This is a genomic window from Saccharothrix luteola (genome assembly GCF_020859565.1).
GTDB lineage: Bacteria > Actinomycetota > Actinomycetes > Mycobacteriales > Pseudonocardiaceae > Actinosynnema > Actinosynnema luteola.
This window is the reverse complement of the sequence record NZ_JAJHUO010000013.1, coordinates 111,782-132,652: the sequence shown is the minus strand read 5'-3', so window position 1 is coordinate 132,652 and position 20,871 is coordinate 111,782. Positions and strand designations below refer to the sequence as shown.

Sequence of the window (20,871 nt, the reverse complement as noted above, 5' to 3'; positions counted from 1 at the left end):
CTGCCGGAGCTGCCGCTGACCCGCAGCGGCATGGGGGACCGGGCGGCGCTGCGGTCGGTCCGTGCCCCGGGCGCGCGGGGCACGGACCGGACCCTGCCGTCGACCGCCACGCAACGGCGGTTGGCGGCGCTGTGGGAGAACCTGCTCGGCGCGCCCGAGGTGTTCGCCGAGGACGACTTCTTCGCGGTGGGCGGCAACTCGCTGCTCGCGGTGCGGTTGGCGTTCCGGGTGCGCGAGGAGTTCGGGGTCGAGGTGCCGGTCGCCGACCTGCACCGGGCCCGGACGCTGGCGGCGTGCGCGGCGGTGCTGGACGCGGCGGCGGGCTCTCCGGCCTCGGGCGCCCCGATCACCCGGCGGGACCGGTCCGCGTACTCGGTGCCCGCGCAGCGCACGTCGGCCCGGCCGGTCGCGGACCACCTGGTGCTGCCCGGCGGTGGTGACTGGGCGGCGTGGCGGTGGGTCGAGCTGCGCGGCACGGGTTTCGGCGTCGAGCCGCTGCTGGCCGTGGCGAGCCCGGACGCGGCGCGTGCGGCGGAGGCCGTGCTGGCGGCCGAGGACGCGGTGGGCGAGGCGCGGTGGACGGCGTTCCGGGTGCTGCGGGAGGTGGAGGACCGGGCGCGCGGTGAGCGGCGGTCCGCGTTGCGCCGGATCGGTCGGCTGGTCCGCAAGGGGCGGTTCGCCGAGGCCCGCGCGGCGCTGGCCGCGGCGCCGGCGCCCGTGGCCGTCACCCTGCCGATCGAGGAAGCGCCCGTGGCGGTGGTGGCGGGATCCGCGAGAACCGCGCCCGAAGCCGACGGCGGACCGGCCGCGGTGCTGGTCGTCGGCCCGGAGCCGCGAGAGGACGCCGGAGGGTCGACGGCACCCGACGAGGCCGACGCGGCGTTGGCGGCAGCCATGGAGGCCGCGACCCGGCACGAGGCGCTGCTCGTCGAGTACGCGACCCGGTTCGAGGCTGGCCGCCAGGCCGCCGCCGAGGTGCTGCGGGTCGTCAGCGGGGAGGCCAGGTTCCGCGAAGCGGTGGCGTGGCAGAACCCGCGCGCCCTCCAGACCGCCGTGGACGCGTTGCACCAGGCGTTGTCCGGCGGCCGTTCCGCCTCCCGCAACGTCGACTACCGGCGCTGGGAGCACACGGTCGTCAGCTACCTGCAGCGCTACTGCGCCAAGAACGACACCATCGGGTTCTTCGGGCCGGTCGGGTGGGCCAGGGTCACCGACGACGCGCCCGCCGCGATCACCGCGAGACCCGGGCCCGACCTGGTCGACTCGCGCACCACCTACCTGGAGAACTGGGCCGTCCAGCAGCTCGCCGAGGCGTTGACCACGGACGCCGTGCGGCCATGGGCGGTGCCGAGGCGGATGCCCTTCGTGGACGTCGTGGGCGACACCATGCACGTCCCGATGACCGATCCGGTGCGGCTGCCCCCGGTGGACGCGGCCGTGCTCGCCGCCTGCGACGGCCTGCGCCGCGCCCCCGAGATCGCGCACGACCTCGACCGACCGCTCGACGACGTGCTCGCCACGCTCGAACGGCTGCGGCAGGCCAAGCGGATCGCCTGGACGCTGGAGGTGCCGCCCGAGGCGTTGGTGCCGGAAACGGCCCTGCGCGAGCAGATCGCCGCCATCGGCGACCCGGACGCCCGCGCCGGGGCCGAGCAGGCGCTCCACCGGATCGAACGGGGACGGGACGCGGTCGCCGCCGCCGTCGGCGACCCGGACCGGCTGGTGCACGCCATCGGCGAGCTGCACGAGACGTTCACCGCCATCACCGGCACGGCGGCCGTGCGCCGACCCGGCCTCTTCTACGCCGGTCGCACGGTGGTGCACGAGGAGTGCCGACGCGACCTCGACGTCACCCTCTCCCCCGCGCTGGTGGAAACGCTGTGGACGCCGTTGTCGCTGGTGCTCGAAGCCGCACGCTGGTTCACCTCCGCGGGTTCGGCCCTGTACGGGCGGGCCTTGCGCGAGGTGTACCGGGAACGGGTCGCGGCCACCGGCTCGGACCGCGTGCGGCTGGCCGACTTCTGGCTGTGGGCCAACGACACGATCTTCCGCCTCGACGAACGGCTGATCGGCAGGCTCGTCCGCACCTTGCAGGACCGCTGGGCCAAGGCCCTCGGGCAGGCGCCGGACGGGCGCGAGGCCCACTACCGGGTGAGCGACGTGCGGGACGCCGTGCTCAAGGCCTTCGCCGCGCCCCGGCCGGGTTGGCGCGGCGCGGTCCAGCACAGCCCCGACGTCCTGATCGCGGCGCGCGACGAGGACGCGATCCGGGCGGGCGACTACCGCTGGGTGCTCGGCGAGGTGCACCCCGGCGTGAACACGATGCGGTCCGCGTTGTTCGTGTCCCAGCACCCCGACCCGGCCCAGCTGCGCGCGGCGATGCGGCACGACATGGCGGGCCCGCGCATCGTGCTGGCCACCACGCGCGAGGAAGGCGGCACGCCGCAACGCCTCGCCGACGCGCTCGTCTCGCCGGACGACCTGAAGATCGTGTTCGGGCACGACGCGTGCGGTCCCGGGTTGCGCGACGCGGTGCCGGTCGGCGCGTGCGAGGTGACCGAGCGCGGCGGGCGGCTGGTGGCGCGCAGCCGTGACGGCCGGGTGGACGTCGACCTGGTCGAGCTGCTGAACGAGCAGATCATGGCGCAGTTGGTGCAGCACTTCCGGCTGCTGCCCGCGGGCGGGCACACGCCCCGGGTCAGCCTGGACCGGTTGGTCGTCGCCAGGGAGGGCTGGCGGTTGCCCGCCGCGCGGTCGGCGTTCGCGTTCGCCCCGGACGAGGCGACCCGCTTCCTGCGGGCGCAGGCCTGGCGGCGTGAGCACGGCATGCCGAGGTTCGTGTTCGTGAAGAGCCCGGTGGAGCACAAGCCGTTCTACGTGGATCTCGAGAGCCAGCCGTCGGTCGAGTTGTTCGCGCACGCGGTGCGCGCGCTGGACCGCGAGAAGCCGGACGCCCCGATGGGCGTGGGCGAGATGCTGCCCGGTCCGGACCAGCTGTGGTTGACCGACGCCGCGGGCGCTCGGCACACGGCGGAGTTCCGGGTGGTCGCGGTCGACCGGAGGGGTTGGCCGGAGGGTGTCGGTCTGAGGGGGGAGGGACCGCGGTGAGCGCGGTGACGAGAGAGGACGAGGTGTTCCGGTTCCCGGCCTCGTCGGGGCAGCGCAGGTTGTGGTTGGTCGACCAACTGCTGCCCGCGAGCCCTGTCTACAACATCGGCTGGCGGGTCGGCATCGACGGCCCGCTGGACGCCGAGGCGTTGCGGGGGGCGTTGAACGCGCTGGTCGCCAGGCACGAGGCGTTGCGGACGCGGTTCGCGGCCGAGGACGGCGTGCCGGTGCAGGTGGTGTCGGCGGCGTTGACCGTGCCGCTGGCGCGGCTGTCGGGTGACGTGGACGCGGTGGTGCGCGAGGAGGTCGGCCGACCGTTCGCGCTGCACGGCGGGCCGTTGCTGCGCGCCGGTCTGCTGGAGGTCGCGCCCGACGAGCACGTGCTGGTCCTCGTGCTGCACCACGCGATCGCCGACGGCTGGTCGTGCGCGGTGCTGTTCGACGAGCTGGCCGGGCTGTACGCGGCCGAGGTCGCCGGTGTGCCGCACGGCCTGCCGGAGCTGCCCGTGCAGTACCCGGACTACGCGGTGTGGCAACGGGAGCAGGCCGAGGGCGGCGCGTTCGCCGCCGACGAGGAGTTCTGGCGCGAGGCGCTGCACGGCGTGCCGACCGTGCTGCCGTTGCCGACCGACAAGGCCAGGCCTGCGACGCCCACCGGACGTGGCGCGGAGCTGCGGGTGGAGCTGACCGTGCCGGACGGGTCGTTCGCCCGGTTGCTCGCGGTGTTCCAGTGCGTCCTGCACCGGGTGACCGGGCAGTCCGACTTCCTGGTGGCCACGCCGGTCGCGGCGCGCACCAGGCCGGAGACGGAGGGCTTGGTCGGTTTCGTGGCCAACACCCTGCCGTTGCGGGCGAGGTTCGCGCCGGAGACCACCTTCGGCGAGGTGGTCGCCGCGGCCGAGGAAGCGACCGTGGCCGCGCTCGCCCACCAGGACCTGCCGTTCGAACAGCTGGTGGACATCGCCGCGCCACAACGGACGCTCGCGCACGCGCCGCTGGTGCAGGTGATGTTCGCGGTCGAGCCGGCGCCGCCCGCGCGGGCGGCCGGTCCGATCACGATCAGGCCCGAGGCGGTCGCGAACGGCGGTGCGAAGTTCGACCTGTCGTTGACGGTCGAACGGGCCGGTGCACGGTGGTTCGCCCGCTGGCAGTACGACTCCGAGCTGTTCACGCCGAAGACGGTCGCCGCGCTGCACTCGGTGTTCGCCGCCGCCGTGCACGCCTCCCCCGCCGACCGGGTCGCCGAGCTGTGGCTCGGTGACGACGCGCCGCAGGAGCCCGCCGTCGGGGTGCCCGCGGAAACCGCCGCCGACCTGGTGTTCGCCGCGTTGGCCGAGCACCCGGACGCGGTCGCGATCGAGGGCGCGATGACGTGCGGCGAGCTGGACCGGGCGGCGAACCGCCTGGCGCACGTGCTGCTGGCCGCGGGCGTGCGGCCGGACCAGCCGGTGGCGCTGTGCCTCGACCGGGGCGCGCCGATGGTGGTCGGCGTCCTCGCCGCGTGGCGGGCGGGCGCGGGCTACCTGCCGCTGGACCCGTCGTGGCCGCCGGCGCGGCTGACGGCGATGGCCGCCGGGTCCGACGTCGCGGTGCTCGTCACGGACGGCGCGTCGCGTGCGGTCACGGGACCGTTGACCGGGCCGTGGACCGAGGTCGACCTGGACACCGCCGAGCTCGACGCCCAACCGGACACGCCACCGCCGGCGGCGGACCAGCACCCCGGGACGCTGGCCTACGTAATCCACACCTCCGGGTCCACCGGCAAGCCGAAGGGCGTGCGGTGCACCCAGGGCGGGCTGGCCGCGCTGCTGCGCGCGATGGGCGAGTTGATGGGGCTGACGCCGGCCGACCGGCTCGCGTCGATCACCACGCCGGCGTTCGACGTGTCCACGGTGGAGATGCTCGCCCCGCTCATCAGCGGTGCGACGCTCGTGGTGATCCCGGCGGACGACGTGGCCGACGGAGGGCTGCTGCGCGCACGCATCGAGGAGACGCGGGCGACGGTCGTGCAGGGCGGTCCGGCCAGTTGGCGGATGATCGTCGCGGCGGGTGGTGTGCCCGCGCGCGTGCGGCTGCGGATCAGCGGCGGCGAGGCGATGACCCGCGACCTGGCCGACGACCTCCAGACCGACGGCGCGACCCTGATCGACGGTTACGGGCCCACCGAGACCACGGTGTACTCGGCGGCCGGCGTGGTGTCGCACGCGCCCGACCCCGTGCGGCTCGGGCCGGCCGTGAAGGGCACGTCGCTGCACGTGCTGGACCCGTTGATGCGCCCGGTGCCGCCGGGCGTGATCGGTGAGCTGCACATCGGCGGCGCGGGCGTGGCCCGCGGCTACCACGGGCTGCCCGGCCTGACGGCGGAGCGGTTCCGGCCCGACCCGTTCGGACCGCCCGGCGGACGCCTCTACGCCTCCGGCGACCTGGTCCGCCGCCACGCCGACGGCAAGCTGGAGTTCCTCGGCCGTGCCGACCGCCAGCTCAAGGTGCGCGGCTACCGGATCGAGCCCGGTGAGGTCGAGGCCGTGCTCCGCGCCCACCCGGACGTGGCGCAGGCCGTCGTCGTCGCGTGGTCCGCGCACGCCGCCGACGTGCGGCTGGTGGCGTACGCGGTGCCCGCCGACCCGGAACTCGGCGAGGACGAGTTGCGCCGGCGGGTGCGCCCGCACCTGGCCGCGAGCCTGCCCGACTACATGCTCCCGGCGGCGGTCGTCGTGCTGCCGGAGCTGCCGCGCACCGGCACCGGCAAGATCGACCGCGACGCGCTGCCCGATCCTGTCTGGACGACCGACGACGTCGACCTGGTCGAGCCGCGTGACGAGGACGAACGGCGGCTGGCGCTGATCTGGCGCGAGGTGCTGAGCATGCCCGCGGACGCGCCGCTCGGCGTGCACGACAACTTCTTCGCCCTGGGCGGCCACTCGTTGACCGCGACCCAGATGCTGGCCCGGGTCCGGGTCGCGCTGGACGTGGACCTGCCGTTGGCGACGTTGTTCGCCGCGCCGACCATCGCCGAGCTGTGCGCGAACCTGGGCCGCGGCACGGGTCCGGTGGCACGGGGGCCGGCGCCGCTGCTGGACCAGCTCGACGAGCTGTCCGACGAGGAGATCGACCGCCTGCTCGGCACCCTGGTCGACGAGGACGACGCGTGAACCGCGACGCGGTCGTGGTCGGCGCGGGGCTGGCCGGCTCGCTGACGGCCGTCTACCTGGCCCGACGCGGGTTCGACGTGCGGGTGCTCGAACGGCGGGGCGACCCGCGGGCGCCGGGCGTGCGGGAGGAGGGCCGGTCGATCAACCTCGGCCTGTCCCAACGCGGCATCGTGGCGTTGCGGGAAGTCGGCCTGCTGGAGCGGTTGGCGCCGCTGACCGTGCCGATGCGCGGCCGGGCGGTGCACCTGCCCGACGGCACGCTGCGCTTCCAGCCCTACGGCCTGGCCGAGGACCAGATCCTGCACTCCGTGCTGCGGCACGACCTGAACGTGGCGCTGGTGGACGAGGCCGAACGGCTCGGCGTCGGGTTCTCCTGGTGCTGCCGGGTGACCGCGGTCGATCGCGCCAAGCCCGCCGTCACCACCGACGACGGGACCGTGCACACGGCGGACCTGGTCATCGGCGCGGACGGCGCGTTCTCCGCCGTGCGCACCCACCTCGGCCGCGGCCTGCGGGTGGACCTGCACCAGGAGTTCCTGGAGTGGGGCTACAAGGAGCTGCTGATCGGGGTCGGCGACGACGGCGAGCCGCGCACCGAACTGCGGGCGTTGCACGTCTGGCCCGGTGACGACGGTCTGATCGTGGCGCACCCGAACGCGGACGGCTCGCTCACCGCGACCGTGTTCCTGCCGTTCGACGGCGAGCACGGGTTCGCCGGGCTGACCGAACCCGAGCGGGTGCGGTCGTTCTTCGCCCGCCGGTTCCCCGACACGCTCGTCCTGATCCCGGACGTGGTCGAGCAGTTCCTGGCGCACCCGCCCGCGAGCCTGGTCACCGTGCGCACCTCGCCCTGGCACGTCACCACCGACGAGGGACGCGGGGTGGTGTTGATCGGTGACGCCGCGCACGCCGTGTACCCGTTCTTCGGGCAGGGCATGAACGCGGCGTTCGAGGACTGCTCGGTGCTCGACCGGTGCCTGGCCGCGCACCCGCACGACCTGCCGCGCGCGTTGGCGGAGTTCGAGGGCTCACGTCGACCGCACACCGACGTGCTGGCGGAGCTGTCCAAGCGCAACTTCGTGGAGCTGCGGGACAAGCTGCGCTCACCGCTGTTCACCGCGCGCAAGAAGGTGGACCTCGCGCTGCACCGGATGTTCCCGAACGCGTGGGTGCCGCTCTACACCCTGATCTCGCACACCACGGTCCCCTACGGCGAGGCGTTGGCTCGGGCACGGCGGCAGGACCGCGTGCTCGGGGGCGTCACGGCCGCGGTGACCGGTGCGGCGCTGGCGGGCCTGACCCGCCGGTCCCGGAACAAAGGCAGGTGGAGTTGATGCTGATCCATCCGACCCACCAGGCCCACCCCCTGGTCGAGCCGGCGGACTTCGCCGCGCCTCGGCTGCCCGACGCGGTCGCGGCGCACGAAACGGCGCTGCGGACCGTGTTCCAGTGGGCCGGTGAGTACCTGTGCGGACCGCACCCGGACCTGGGGCGGAGGGGTGCGGTGTGCCCGTTCACCGACACGTCCCTGCAGCGCGGGCTGTTCTACCTGTCCGTGCACACCGGTGTGCCGGAGCAGCCGGACGAGCTGGCCGCGTTGCTGCTGCACTACCGCGACTGGTTCGCCGACCTGGAGCCGAAGAAGGGTCCGGGCGCGCAGTTCAAGACCATCGTGGTGCTGTTCCCGGACCTGACCGAGTTCGGCGTGGTCGACCGGGCCCAGGAACTGCTGAAACCGCAGTACACCCGGGACGGGCTGATGCTGGGCGAGTTCCACCCCGGCCCGCCGCAGAAGGCGGGGCTGTGGAACCCGGTCTTCCGGCCGCTGCACAGCCCCGTGCCGCTGCTGGCGATCCGGCACATGGTGCCCACCGACTTCCCGTTCCTGCGGGACGACGACACCACCGTGGCCGCCTACCTGGAGCGCTTCGGCGACCGCGTGCCCACGCACCTGCGTGACCACGTCCGTGCGGCGGCGGACCGGCTGACCAGATCGGGGAGCGCGTCATGACCGATCTGCGGGACACCGGCGCCGCGGCGTCGGCGCGCAAGCGGGAGTTGGTGGCGCAACGGCTGCGGGCACGGGCCGCGGCACCCACCGCGTACCCGTTGTCGTTCGGGCAGCAACGCCTGTGGTTCCTGGACAAGTTCTCCCCCGGCAGCGCCGTCTACAACGTGCCCCTCGCGCTGCGCCTGCGCGGCACGCTCGACCAGGACGCGTTGCGGCGGGCGTTGGACACCCTCGTCAACCGGCACGCGTCGCTGCGCACCACGTTCCCCGACTCGGGCGGCGAGCCGGTGCAGCTGGTCGCGCCCACCGGCGCCGCCACCCTCACCACCCACGACCTCCCGGACGGCGACCGGGACGCGGAGGCGCAGCGGTTCGCCGACGACCGCGGCGGCATCGGGTTCGACCTGCACCGGGGACCGCTGTTCGTGGCGAGCCTGGGCCGGTTCGCCGACGACGACCACGTGCTGGTGCTCAACCTGCACCACATCACCGCCGACGCGTGGTCGCTGTCGGTGCTGCTCGGCGAGCTGGGTCAGGCGTACGACGCGGCGCTCGACGGCCGTGACCCCGACCTGCCCGCGCTGAGGCTGCAGTACCCGGACTTCGCGGTCTGGCAGCGGGACCGGATGTCCGACCTCGCCGCCGGGCACCTCGACTTCTGGGCGCGGCACCTCGCGGGGGCGCCGGAGCTGCTGACCCTGCCGACCGACCGGCCCCGGCCACCGGTGGTCACCCACCGGGGCGCGCTGCGGTACGGCTACGTCCCGCTCCGACCGCTGGAGGAGCTGGCCCGCGCGCACGGCGTCACCGTGTTCATGGTGCTGCTGGCCGGGTTCGCGGCCCGGCTCGGCCGGTTGGCCGGGCAGGACGACGTGGTCGTGGGCACTCCGGTCGCCGGGCGTTCCCACCCGGGACTGGAGGGCCTGATCGGGTTCTTCGTCAACACGCTCGCGTTGCGCACGCGGGTGGGCGGCGATCCGACGTTCACCGAGCTGCTGGCCCGGACCCGGCAGGTCGCCGCCGACGGCCTCGCGCACGCCGACCTGCCGTTCGAGCAGCTGGTGGAGCACCTGAGCCCGCAGCGCAGCACCGGGCACGCGCCGATCTACCAGGCCCAGCTGATCTTCACCAACACCCCGCCGCTGGACATCGCGCTGAGCGGGCTGGACGTCACGCCGCTGGTGCCCGACCCGAAGGTGGCGAAGTTCGACCTCACGCTGGCCGCCGACCCGCAGGGCGACGCGCTCGCCCTGGGCATCGAGTACAACACCGACCTGTTCGACGACTCGACCATCGCCGAGTTCACCGATCGGCTGATCGCGCTGCTCACCGCCGCCGCCGAGCACCCGGAACGGCGGATCAGCGAGCTCGACGGGCTGACCGGCGTGCGGCGGTGGGAGGTGGTGGAGGGCTTCAACGCCACCGACCTGCCGCTGCCGCCCGCGCGCACCGCGTTGGACCTGGTCACGGGGCACGGCACGGCGGTGTCCGGTGCGGACTCGCGGCTGACGTACGCGGAACTGGACACCCGGGCCGAGCGGATCGCCGCGCTGCTCCGGGCACACGACGTGGGCCTCGGGTCGGCGGTGGCGCTGTGCCTGCCGCGCACCCCGGACCTGGTGGCCGCCGTCCTGGGCGTGTGGAAGGCGGGCGCCGCGTACGTGCCGCTGGACCCGGGCTGGCCCGCGGACCGGATGACCGCGATGCTGGCCGACTCGGGCGCGGCCGTGCTGGTCGCGGACCGCGAGCTGCCGTTCGGCGGCACGGTGCTGCGCCTCGCGGACGCGGACCGCTTCGAGCCGGCACCCGTGCCGTGCCCCGCCTCCGGCGAGGACTTGGCGTACATCATCTACACGTCCGGTTCGACGGGCACGCCCAAGGGCGTCGAGGTGCCGCACCGGGCCGTGGTGAACCTGCTGGTGTCGTTCCAGCGGCTGTTCGCCCTCACCCACGCCGACCGGCTGGCCGCCGTGACCACGCTGTCGTTCGACATCTCGGTGCTGGAACTGCTGCTGCCGTTGACCGCGGGCGCGGAGGTGGTGGTCGTGCCCGCCGACGTGAGCGCGGACGGTGCGGCGTTGCGGGAGCTGCTGGTCGGGCACGGGATCACGACCCTGCAAGCGACCCCGGCGACGTGGCGGCTGCTGCACGCGGCCGGTGGCGTGCCCGCCGTCGTGGCGACCCGGATCTGCGGCGGCGAGGCGCTGCCGCGCGACCTCGCCGACGACCTGCTGACCGACGACGCGGTGCTGTGGAACGCGTACGGGCCGACCGAGACCACGGTCTGGTCGTCCGCCGGCCTGGTCGAGCCCTCGCCCGCGCCCGTGGTGCTGGGCCCGCCGATCGGCAACACCCGGCTGTACGTGCTGGGTCCGGGGCTGGAACCCGTGCCGCCGGGCGTGGTCGGCGAGCTGCACATCGGCGGCGCGGGCGTGGCGCGCGGCTACCACGACCGGCCGGGGCTGACCGCGAGCCGGTTCGTGCCGGACCCGTTCGCCCGGGAGCCCGGACGACGGTTGTACGCGACGGGCGACCTGGTGCGGCACCGGTCGGACGGCGCGCTGGAGTTCCTGGGCCGGGCCGACCACCAGGTGAAGGTGCGCGGGTTCCGGATCGAGCTCGGCGAGGTCGAGGCCGCGTTGCTGGCCTCCGGCGAGGTGCGCGAGGCGGTCGTGCTGGCCGCCGACGAGCGACTGGTCGCCTACGTGGTGCCGGCCGACGGGCCCCGGGACGGGTTGTGGGCCCGGCTGCGGGCCGGGTTGGCGGCACGGCTGCCGGACTACATGCTGCCCGCCACGGCGGTGGTGCTGGACGCGTTCCCGTTGACGCCCAACGGCAAGACCGACCGCAAGGCGCTGCCCGCGCCGACGTGGGACGTCGAAGGCGAACGGGTACCGCCGCGTGACGCGGTGGAGGAGGTGCTGGCCGGTATCTGGGCCGAGGTGCTGGGCGTGCCGGAGGTGGGCGTGCACGACGACTTCTTCGCCTTGGGCGGCCACTCGCTGCTCGCGGCGAAGGCGCTGGCCAGGGTGCAGGCCGCGTTCGCGGTGACGGTGCCGATCGGCCGGATGTTCGCCGAGCCGACCGTCGCCGGTGTCGCCGCCGCGCTCGCCACCTTGGACGACCCGGCGCGGGTCGCCGCGGTCGCCGAACTGCGCCTGCAACTGGCCGGGATGTCGGCCGAGGAGGTCGAGTCGATGCTCGGTGAGGCCCGGTGAACGCGGGGGCCGGCCTGAGCGGGCGGGCAGGTCTGGGCAGGTTCGCCGTGGTGTGGGCCGGTCAGCTGGTGTCGGTGATCGGCTCCGCGCTGACCGCGTTCGTGCTCGGCGTGTGGGTGTACCTGGGCACGGGGTCGGTGACGACGTTCGTGCTGATCCAGTTCTGCGCCGTGGTGCCGGGCATCCTGCTCGCGCCGTACGCGGGTGCGGTGGCCGACCGGTACGACCGGCGGAAGATCATGCTGGTCGCGGACTCCGGCGCGGGCGTGGTCACGGCCCTGCTGCTGGTGGCCGTGTCGACCGGCTCGTTGGCGGTGTGGCAGATCTACGTCGCCACGGCGCTGACCGCGGCGCTCAACTCGTTCCACATCATCGCCTACACGGCCCTGGTGCCGGCGTTGGTGCCCAAGGAGCACCTGGGCCGGATCAACGGGCTGATGCAGATCACGCAGGGCGTGCAGATCGCCGCGCCGCTGGTCGCCGGCGCGCTGCTCGGCGTGGTGGGGCTGCGGGGCGTGCTGCTGATCGACCTCGTCTCGATGGCGTTCGCGGTCGGGGCTTTGCTGGTGGCCCGGCTGCCCGACGAGGCCGTGCGGCCGGCCGGCGCCTCGGACGGGGAGCGCGAGGGCATCGGCGCCGGGGTGAGGTGGCTGCGCGGCGCGCCGGGGCTGTTCGCCTTGTGCGCGGTGTTCGCGGTGTGGAACTTCCTGTTCGCCATCGCGGGCGGGTTGGTGCAGCCGCTGATCCTGTCCTTCTCCGGTCCCGCGACGCTCGGCGTGCTGATGGCCGCGGGCGGCAGCGGGCTGTTCGTGGGCGGCCTGGTGATGGGCGTGTGGGGTGGCCCGAAGCGCCGGGTGCACGGCATCTACGCGGGGGTGGCACTGGGCGGGGTGTTCCTGGTGCTGCACTCGCTGGCGCCCTCGCCGTGGCTGATCGGGATCGCCGCGCCCGCGTTCCTGTTCACCCTGCCGTTGATCAACACGTGTTGCGTGACGTTGTTGCAGACCAAGGTCGACCCGGCGGTGCTCGGCCGGGTGCTGGCCGTGGTGCGGATGATCGGCACCGCCGCGATGCCCGTCGCGTTCCTCCTGATCGGCCCGCTGACCGACGGCGTGGCCGAGCCCCTGATGGCGGCCGACGGCCCGCTGGCCGATGGGGTCGGCGCGCTCATCGGCACCGGCGAGGGCCGCGGCATCGCCCTGATCTTCCTGGTCGTCGGCGTGCTGATGCTCGCCCTGGCGGCCTACGCCTGGACGCGACCGCGCCTGCGGACCGTGGACGACCTGCCCGACGCGGTGGCCGACGAGACGCCGTCACCTGAAAGGACCCTGGGATGACCGAGCTCTCCGACCACCGCGAACGCCTGCTGGCCAAGCTCCTCGCCGAACGCGGCCTGGCCCCCGCGCCCCGGCAGGCGGTGCCGCGCCGCCCCGACGGCGCGGTCGTGCCGCTGTCGGGCAACCAGCGCGGCCTCTGGCTGACCGGGCGGCTGGGCCTGGACGCGGGCGCGTACGTCATGTTCGCCGCGCTCCGGGTCGCCGGCGATGTGGACGAGGACCGGCTGCGCGCCGCCGTGCGGACCGTCATGGGACGGCACGAGGCGTTGCGCACCCGGATCGTGGACGTCGACGGCGTGCCCGAGCAGCAGGTGCCTGCCGACGTGCCCGCCGACGTGGCGTTCTCGTCGGTCGACGGCGAGGACGAGCTGGCCGCGTTCCTGGTGTCCGAAGTGGACACCCCGTTCGACCTGGCCGTCGCGCCGCTGCTGCGGGTCCGGGTGGTGCGGGTCGGTCCGGGCGACACGGCGGTCGTGTTCAGCGCGCACCACATCGTGTGCGACGACCTGTCCCTGGGCGTGGTGGCGGGCGAGATCGGCGACGTCTACGCGGGTGTGACGCCCGAGCCGGTCGGGGCGCAGTTCCCGGACTACGTGCACTGGCAGGCCGACCGGCTCGCCGACGGCGAGCGGCAGCGGCAGCTGGACCACTGGCACGACCGCCTGTCCGGCGCGCCGGCCGTGCTCGACCTGGCGCTGGACCGGCCGCGGACGCCGAACCGCACCACCGCTGGCGGCAGCCACCGGTTCACCGTGCCCGCCGCGCTGGCCGGGAAGCTGGCCGAGGTGACCCGCGCCCACGGCTGCACCACGTTCGCCGGTCTGCTGACCGCGTTCGGCGTGCTGCTGGCCCGCCGGTCGGGCGCGGACGACCTGGTGATCGGCTCGCCGACCACGCACCGGCCGTTCCCCGAGCTGGAGCGCTCGGTCGGCATGTTCGTCACCACCACCGCGCTGCGGCTGGACCTGTCCGGTGACCCGACCGTGGCCGACCTGCTGGGCCGGGCCCGCGCCACCGCGATCGACGCGCTGGACCACGCGGAGGTGAGCTTCGACGAGGTCGCCGCCCGGGTCGCGCCGCGCCGCGACCTCGCGCACCACCCGCTGTTCCAGGTGATGCTGGTGCTCAACCGGGGCGACACGACCGGTTCGTGGGCGGGGATGGCCGCGGCGGAGCTGCCGATCGACCGCGAGACCAGCCGGTTCGACCTCACGCTGCACGTGCGGGAGACCGACGGCGACTGGCCCGCGAACCTCGACTACAGCACCGACGTGTTCGACGCGGACACCGTGGCGCGGCTGGCCGACCACCTGCTCGCGGTGCTCGCCGCGCTGGTGGCCGACCCGTCCGCCCGGCTGTCCGCGGTGGACACGACGACGAAGGCCGACCGCCTCGCCGCGGGCCGGCTCAACGGCGAACCGCAGGACGCCCTGGACCCGGCGTTGTCGCTGCGCCGCCCCGCCGTCCTGACCCGGATCGCGGAGCAGGTGGCCGCGCACCCCGACACGACCGCGGTGCTCGACCTGGCCGACGGCACGGAGGTGACGTTCGCGCAGCTCGACCGGCGGGCCAACCGGGTGGCGCACGTGCTGGCCGGGTGGGGTGTCGGTCCCGAGACGCCGGTCGGCCTGGCGTTGAAAGCCGGGCCGGACGCGCTGGTGGCGCTGCTGGCCGTGCTCAAGGCCGGTGGCGCGTACGTGCCGCTCGACCCGGCGCACCCGCCCGCGCGGCTCGCCGGGCTGCTGACCGACTGCGGCGCGCCCGTGGTGATCACCGCGCCGGCCAACCGGGACCGGTTCGGCGAGTTCCACGGCGCGCTGCTGGACACCACCGACGACGCGTTCACCGGCGAGGCCGACGCTCCGCCGGCCGCCGACGTGCGCGAGGACGGGTTGGCGTACATCGTCTACACGTCCGGCTCGACCGGTGTGCCCAAGGGCGTGCAGGTGCAGCACGACACGCTCGCGAACCTGACCGGCGCGTTCATCGACCTGCACGGGTTCGCACCCGGTCAGCGGATCCTGATGATCCCGCCGTTGAGCTTCGACGCGTCGGTGGGCGACGTGTTCCCGGCGTGGTGCGCGGGCGCGGCGGTCGTCGTGCACCCCGAGCCGGCCGCGATCGGCGGCGCGGACCTGCTCAAGCTGTGCGCCGACCACGCCATCACCGCCGTCGACTCACCTGCCGCGCTGTTCAAGCGCTGGGTGTCGGACCTGGCGGGCCTCGACGTCGACCCCGGTCCGCTGGCCGTGATGATGATCGGCGGCGAGGCGGTGCCGACGGCCGCGGTCGCCGAGTGGGCCGCGCTGACCGGCGGGAAGGTCGCGCTGGTCAACCACTACGGCCCGACCGAGACCACGGTCTGCGCCACTGCCTACCGCACGGTCGACGCGTCGGAGGTCGACCCGCGTGCCGCCACACTGCCCATCGGGCGACCGCTGCCCGGCGTGCGGGCGTACGTGCTGGACGAAAACCTGCGCACGGCTCCTGTAGGCGTGCCCGGCCAGTTGCACATCGGGGGCCTCGCACCCGCGCGCGGCTACCGGAACGACCCGGAGCGCACGGCGTCGGTGTACCTGCCCGACCCGACCGTCCTGGGTGGTCGGATGTACGCCACCGGCGACCTGGTCCGGCTGCTGGCCGACGGCGCGCTGGAGTTCCTCGGCCGGGTGGACGACCAGGTCAAGCTGCGCGGTCACCGCATCGAGCCGGGCGAGGTGCGCTCCACGCTGCTGGCGCACCCGGCGATCGCCGAGACCGCGGTGGCGGTGCGCGGCGACACCCTCGTCGCGTACGTCGTGCCGCGATCGGAGTCCCCCGCGTTGGACGAGCTGCGGGCGTTCTGCGCCGGCCGGCTGCCGGACGCGATGCTCCCCGGGGCGGTCGTGGTGCTGGACGAGCTGCCGCTCACCCGGCACGGCAAGGTCGACGTGGCGGCGCTGCCCGATCCCGACCCGGCGGCCCGGCTGACGCCGTACGAGCCGCCGCGCACACCGGTCGAGCGGACGTTGGCCGAAGTCTGGTCCGAGGTGCTCGACGTGCCGCTGGTCGGCCGCCGGGACAGCTTCTTCGGCCTCGGCGGGCACTCCCTGATCGCCGCCGCCGTGCTCGCCAAGGTCCGCTCGCTGCTGGGCGTGACGGTGCCGCTGCGCGCGTTGTTCGCCACCGCCGACCTCGCCGAGCTGGCCGAGGTGGTGGAGCAGGCCGCCGCGTCGGACCACACGTTCGCCAAGCGCTACAAGTCCGGCCTGCCGTCCGTGGCGGAGATGCGGGTCGACGCGACACCGCCGGACGACATCGAGGTGCGGCACCCGGTGCGGACGGGGCCCCCGCAACGGGTGCTGCTGACCGGCGCGACCGGGTTCCTCGGCGCGCACCTGCTCGGTGAGCTGCTGGCCCGCACGGACGCCGAGGTGCACTGCCTGGTCCGGGCGGAGACGCCGGCCGTCGCACTCGCGCGCGTGCGCGCCAACCTGCGTCGCGCGCACCTCGACGTGCCCGAGGAGCGGTTGGCCCGGGTGGTGCCGGTGGTCGGCGACATGTCCCAGCCGCTGCTCGGCCTGGCGGAGAAGGACTTCGACGCGCTGGCCGAGAGCATGGACGCGATCTACCACAACGGCGCGGTGATGAACTTCGTCCTCACCTACCAGTGGATGATGCCGCCGCACGTGGGCAGCACGGTGGACGTGCTGCGGCTGGCCACCCGGTACGCGACCAAGCCGCTGCACCTGATGTCGACGCTCGGCGTGTTCCTCGGCGCGAACTACGACAAGCAGCTGATCACCGAGGCCGACCGGCCCGAGGACCCGACGGGCCTGGACACCGGCTACCACACCACCAAGTGGGTGGCCGACATGATGGGCGTGCTCGCCCGGGACCGGGGCGTGCCCGTGTCGATCCACCGCATCGCCGCGATCGTGGGCGACGTGCGCACCGGCACGGCGAAGACCGAGTCGTACCTGAGCAGGCAGATCGCGACCTGCGCGCACGCGGGCGCGGTGCCGCGGACGCCGGACGTGATCGACATGCTGCCGGTCGACCGGCTCGCGGGCGCGATCGCGGGCATCTCGACCCGGCCGTCGCCACCCGGTGCGCACTCCCCCGGCAGGGACTTCCACTACTACCGGGCCGACGGGTTCAGCTACGCCGACCTGGGCGAGGTGCTCACCGCGAAGGGCTACCCGACCCGCCTGCTGGAGTACGCGGACTGGAGGTCGTTGATGCTGGAGAGCCCGGACAGCGCGTTCGGCCCGCTGGCGTTCGGCCTGACCACCACGCACCGGGCGCACCCGGTGTTCGACTGCTCGACCACATGGGCCGCCGCGGCGTCGTGCGGGGTCGAGTTCCCGCCCGCCGACGCGGAGATGATCGCCCGGCACGTGGACTTCCTCGCCGCCGCGGGCGTGCTGCCGGAAAGGGGCTGACCATGCCACTGCACCTGGGACCGGACGACGGTCCGCCGTCGTTCCACGACCTGCTCGCCACCGCGGGCTACCGGGCCGTCGCGGCGGGACTGCGGCTCGGTGTGTTCGACGCGCTGGCCGACGGCCCCCGTCCGGTGGGCTCGCTGGCCTCCGCGCTCGACGCCGACCCGCGCGGCGTCGGGCTGCTGGCCGAGGCGCTGGTGTCGTTCGGATACCTGACCCGCGGGCCGGACGGGTACGCCAACACCGCCGAGACCACGAAGTGGTTGGCGGGCGGCGGTTACTCCGAAGTGGACAAGTTCTGGTCGGTGGTGCTGTTCGAGTCGTGGGAGGGCTTGGAGGAGTCGGTGCGCACCGGCAAGCCCGCGATCGACTTCTACGCGTGGCTCGCCGAACGGCCGGACGTGTTGCGCCGGTTCCAGGGCATGTTGTCCGGGCACGCCGACGCCATCGCGCCCGAGGTGGCGTCGATCGTGCCCGTCGGTTCGACGTTGTTGGACGTGGGCGGCGGGCACGCCAAGCACGCGATCCGGCTGTGCTCGACGCACCCCTCGCTGCACGCGACGGTCGTCGACCTGCCCGACGCGTTGGCGGTGGGCGCGGCGGCGGTCACCGACGCGGGCATGTCCCGGCGGATCACCTTGCGCGCCGGTGACTACGACACGCTCGACCTGGGCGAGGACTACGACACCGTGCTGCTGTTCAACGTCGTGCACGGCCGACCGGCCGCGGCGAACGAGGAGCTGCTGGCACGCGTCGCGGCGGCCCTCCGCCCCGGCGGCGCGGTCGTGCTGCTCGAACACGACGAGCGCTCCCCCGACCCCGCGTCCGACGCCTTCGCCCGCGTCTTCAGCCTCAACCTGTTCCACGGCCAGGGCGGTCAGGTCTACGGCACGGACGAGATCACCACCTGGCTGGCGAACGCGGGCCTCGGCACTCCCGTCACCCATCCCCTGACCACCTCACCCGGCCAGTCCCTCCTGGTGTCCCACAAACCCTGACCCGCGTGTCCTACGTCCGCGTCACCCGTGTCCTGCGTTCAGGACCCCCGAGTTGAACGCTCAGGACACGGGTCGACACGAGCCCGAGCACGACCACCCACCCCGCGAACAGCAGGGACGTGGTGCGCGGCGTGACCGCGTCGAGCAGCACCCCCGCGGCGGCGGCCCCCACCGGGGTCGCCGCCCAGATCAGCAGGCCGAACGCGGTGCCGACGCGGCCGAGCAGGTGGTCGGGCGTGACCTCCAGCTGGTAGCTGAGCGCGGCCACGCCGAAGCACGGCATCGACACCGTGAACAGGGCAAGCACGACACCCACCGCGACCAGACCGCCGGCGAACGCCAACGCCGCCCAGAGCACGGCTTGCAGCCACACCACCGTCAGCAGCAGCCGGAACAGCCCCATGCGCGCCTTGAGCTTCGGCGCGATCACCGCGCCCACGACCCCGCCGACGCCCAGGGCCGCGAACAACCCGCCGATCGCGGCCGGTGACGCGTCCCGCGCCGCCACGATCGCGACCAGCGCGACACCGGAGATCGCCACCTGCAACCCGGCGGCGGTCACCGCGATCGAGCGCAGCGCCCGGTGCCCCCACAGCCACCGCACGCCCTCGCCGATCTCGGCGCGCAGGCCGTCGCGGGTCCGGGTCGGCTCGCCCCGGAAGTCGGCCCGCACCAGGGAAAGGCACAGCGCCGACGCCAGGAACGACACCGCGTCCACGACGAACGGCAGCCCGCGGCACAGCTGCAGCAACGCGCCGCCGACCGGCCCGGCGAGCACGCCCGTCGCCGCCTGCGCGGTTTCCACGGCGGACACGGCGCCGGTCAACCGGTCCTTGCCGACCACGTTGGGCAGCACGGCGTTCTCGGCGGCGGAGAAGAACACGTGCAGCACGCCACCGACGAACCCGGTCACGAACAGGTGCGCCGGCGTCAGCGCCGAGAACGCCAACGCCACCGGCACGGTCGCCATGTTCACCGCGCGGCCGAGGTCGCACAGCACCATCGTGCGCCGGCGGTCCCAGCGGTCCACCAGCGCGCCCGCGGGCAGGCCCAGCACCAGGTACGGGAGCGCGCGCACGGCAGCCAACGCCCCGGCCGCCGCGGCGGAGCCGGTCAGCGCGAGCGCCAGCAACGGGTACGCGAGCTGCGACACCCCGTTGCCGAACGACGACAGGGTCTGCCCCGCCCACACCAGCCGGAAGTCGCGGACCCGCCACACGCTCACGAGAAACGCTCCCACGCCGACTGCCTGCTCATCCCCAGCGCGGCGCCGATCCGCGCCCACGTGACGCCCCGGCCGCGCAGTTCGGCGACCCGTTCCTTGAGCCCGGTCTCGACCTGGCTCGCGGTGGCCGCGATGCGCGGCAGGTGGGCCAGCAGTTCGCCGTCCGACATCACCGACCACTCCGGAACGGTCACGTCGGATGCCCCGTCGTCGGCCTCCAGGATCGCCACGCACGCCGACACGCAGCCGTCGCAGATGTAGATCCCCGGCCCGCTGATGATCTTGCGCACGTCGGCGGCGGCCTTGCCGCAGAACGAACAGCCCGGCGGGTACGTCATCGGCCCTCCAGCGTTGTCAGGCACTGCCTGACAACCATAGCCGTGATCACCGAATGCCATCGAACCGGACTCGGGCCTCCCGATTCGTCCCGTTCTGGGGGAGGATGCGCTCCTCCCGGTCCGGGTTCGACGCAGAAACGCAGGTGATCGCCGTGGATTCCGCCTTGACGAGCGTCGGCCTCCCGATCGCGCTGGCCGTGGTCATGTTCGGGCTCGGACTGTCGCTGACGGTCGCCGACTTCGCCCGGATCGCGCGCGAGCCCCGTGCGGTGGCGGTCGCGCTGGCCACCCAGCTGCTCCTGCTTCCGCTGGTGTGCTTCGGGCTGGTGGTCGCGCTGGACCTCGACCCCGTGCTCGCGGTCGGCATGATGCTGCTGGCCGCGTCACCCGGCGGCACCACGGCGAACCTGTTCAGCCACCTGTTCCGCGGCGACGTCGCGCTCAACATCACGCTGACGGCGGTCAACTCGGTGCTCGCCGTGGCCACCCTGCCGCTGGTGGTGAACCTCGCCCTCGACCACTTCGAGCCCGCCACGGGGGGCGCGGTGGGGCTGGAGTTCGGCAAGGTCGCGCAGGTGTTCGCGATCGTGCTGGTGCCCGTGGTGCTGGGCATGCTCGTGCGCCGCCGGTCGGCGGCGTTCGCCGAGCGCGCGGACAAGCCGGTGCGGATCTTCTCGGGCGTGGTGCTGGTGGCCGTGATCGTGGGCACGATCGTCGCCGAGCGCGAGAACGTCGGCGGGTACCTGGCCGACATCGGGCTGGTCGCGGTGCTGTTCTGCGCGTGCAGCCTGACCGCCGGCTACCTGGTCCCCCGGTTGGCGCGGGTCGGCGAGCGGCAGGCGATCGCGTCGGCGTTCGAGGTCGGTGTGCATAACAGCACGCTGGCGATCACGGTCGCGATCACCGTGCTGGGCAGCGAGCAGCTGGCGGTGCCGGCCGCCGTCTACGGGGTGGTGATGTTCCCGCTCGCCGCCGCGGCCGGGTTCCTGCTGTCCCGGACCAGGGCCGAGCGCGACGCCGCGCTGGACTGAACGCCGAGCGCGGGTACGCCGGAAGG

General features: G+C 74.1%; 11 protein-coding genes. 9 read left to right on the top strand and 2 right to left on the bottom strand.

The annotated features are described in order from the left end of the window. The 8 genes from LNK82_RS19530 to LNK82_RS19495 form a co-directional block, all read left to right on the top strand. On the top strand, positions 1 to 3,108 hold a 3,108-nt coding region (locus tag LNK82_RS19530; protein WP_230568447.1), incomplete at its 5' end, for a lantibiotic dehydratase. Positions 3,109 to 3,113: 5 nt separating this feature from the next. Next, positions 3,114 to 6,260 (top strand): non-ribosomal peptide synthetase, encoded by a 3,147-nt coding sequence (locus LNK82_RS19525; protein ID WP_230568446.1) that lies wholly within the window; start codon positions 3,114 to 3,116, stop codon positions 6,258 to 6,260. After that, positions 6,257 to 7,594 (top strand): FAD-dependent oxidoreductase, encoded by a 1,338-nt coding sequence (locus LNK82_RS19520; RefSeq protein ID WP_230568445.1) that lies wholly within the window; start codon positions 6,257 to 6,259, stop codon positions 7,592 to 7,594. The genes LNK82_RS19525 and LNK82_RS19520 overlap by 4 nt, the downstream gene beginning before the upstream one ends. Then, positions 7,594 to 8,271, top strand: coding sequence for a DUF6875 domain-containing protein (locus LNK82_RS19515; RefSeq protein WP_230568444.1), 678 nt, complete (start codon positions 7,594 to 7,596; stop codon positions 8,269 to 8,271). Before LNK82_RS19520 ends, LNK82_RS19515 begins: the two co-directional genes overlap by 1 nt. Continuing rightward, a complete protein-coding gene (locus tag LNK82_RS19510; RefSeq protein ID WP_230568443.1) occupies positions 8,268 to 11,489 on the top strand; it encodes a non-ribosomal peptide synthetase in 3,222 nt (1,073 codons plus the stop codon). Before LNK82_RS19515 ends, LNK82_RS19510 begins: the two co-directional genes overlap by 4 nt. Next, on the top strand, positions 11,486 to 12,826 hold the full coding sequence (locus LNK82_RS19505; RefSeq protein WP_230568442.1) for an MFS transporter: 1,341 nt from the start codon (positions 11,486 to 11,488) through the stop codon (positions 12,824 to 12,826). The genes LNK82_RS19510 and LNK82_RS19505 overlap by 4 nt, the downstream gene beginning before the upstream one ends. Then, positions 12,823 to 17,250, top strand: a complete 4,428-nt coding sequence (locus tag LNK82_RS19500) for a non-ribosomal peptide synthetase (protein ID WP_230568441.1) — start codon at positions 12,823 to 12,825, stop codon at positions 17,248 to 17,250. The genes LNK82_RS19505 and LNK82_RS19500 overlap by 4 nt, the downstream gene beginning before the upstream one ends. 2 nt (positions 17,251 to 17,252) lie before the next feature. Continuing rightward, entirely contained in the window at positions 17,253 to 18,251 is a 999-nt protein-coding gene (locus LNK82_RS19495; protein WP_230568440.1) for a class I SAM-dependent methyltransferase, read from the top strand. 10 nt (positions 18,252 to 18,261) lie between these two features. On the opposite strand, the gene LNK82_RS19490 is transcribed toward LNK82_RS19495, so the two are convergent. Both LNK82_RS19490 and LNK82_RS19485 read right to left on the bottom strand, forming a co-directional pair. Beyond that, positions 18,262 to 19,476, bottom strand: a complete 1,215-nt coding sequence (locus LNK82_RS19490; RefSeq protein WP_230568439.1) for an MFS transporter — start codon at positions 19,474 to 19,476, stop codon at positions 18,262 to 18,264. Next, entirely contained in the window at positions 19,473 to 19,814 is a 342-nt protein-coding gene (locus tag LNK82_RS19485; RefSeq protein ID WP_230568438.1) for a ClpX C4-type zinc finger protein, read from the bottom strand. Before LNK82_RS19485 ends, LNK82_RS19490 begins: the two co-directional genes overlap by 4 nt. Positions 19,815 to 19,966: 152 nt before the next feature. On the opposite strand from LNK82_RS19485, the gene LNK82_RS19480 reads away from it, so the two are divergent. Further along, positions 19,967 to 20,845 (top strand): bile acid:sodium symporter family protein, encoded by an 879-nt coding sequence (locus LNK82_RS19480; RefSeq protein WP_230568437.1) that lies wholly within the window; start codon positions 19,967 to 19,969, stop codon positions 20,843 to 20,845. The last annotated feature ends 26 nt before the right edge of the window (positions 20,846 to 20,871 follow it).

What these genes read in the sequence shown, in the direction of transcription:
- LNK82_RS19495 (WP_230568440.1), top strand. Translation starts at nt 17,253, where the DNA reads ATGCCACTGCACCTGGGACCGGACGACGGTCCGCCGTCGTTCCACGAC.
- LNK82_RS19485 (WP_230568438.1), bottom strand. Translation starts at nt 19,814, where the DNA reads ATGACGTACCCGCCGGGCTGTTCGTTCTGCGGCAAGGCCGCCGCCGAC.
- LNK82_RS19500 (WP_230568441.1), top strand. Translation starts at nt 12,823, where the DNA reads ATGACCGAGCTCTCCGACCACCGCGAACGCCTGCTGGCCAAGCTCCTC.
- LNK82_RS19510 (WP_230568443.1), top strand. Translation starts at nt 8,268, where the DNA reads ATGACCGATCTGCGGGACACCGGCGCCGCGGCGTCGGCGCGCAAGCGG.
- LNK82_RS19515 (WP_230568444.1), top strand. Translation starts at nt 7,594, where the DNA reads ATGCTGATCCATCCGACCCACCAGGCCCACCCCCTGGTCGAGCCGGCG.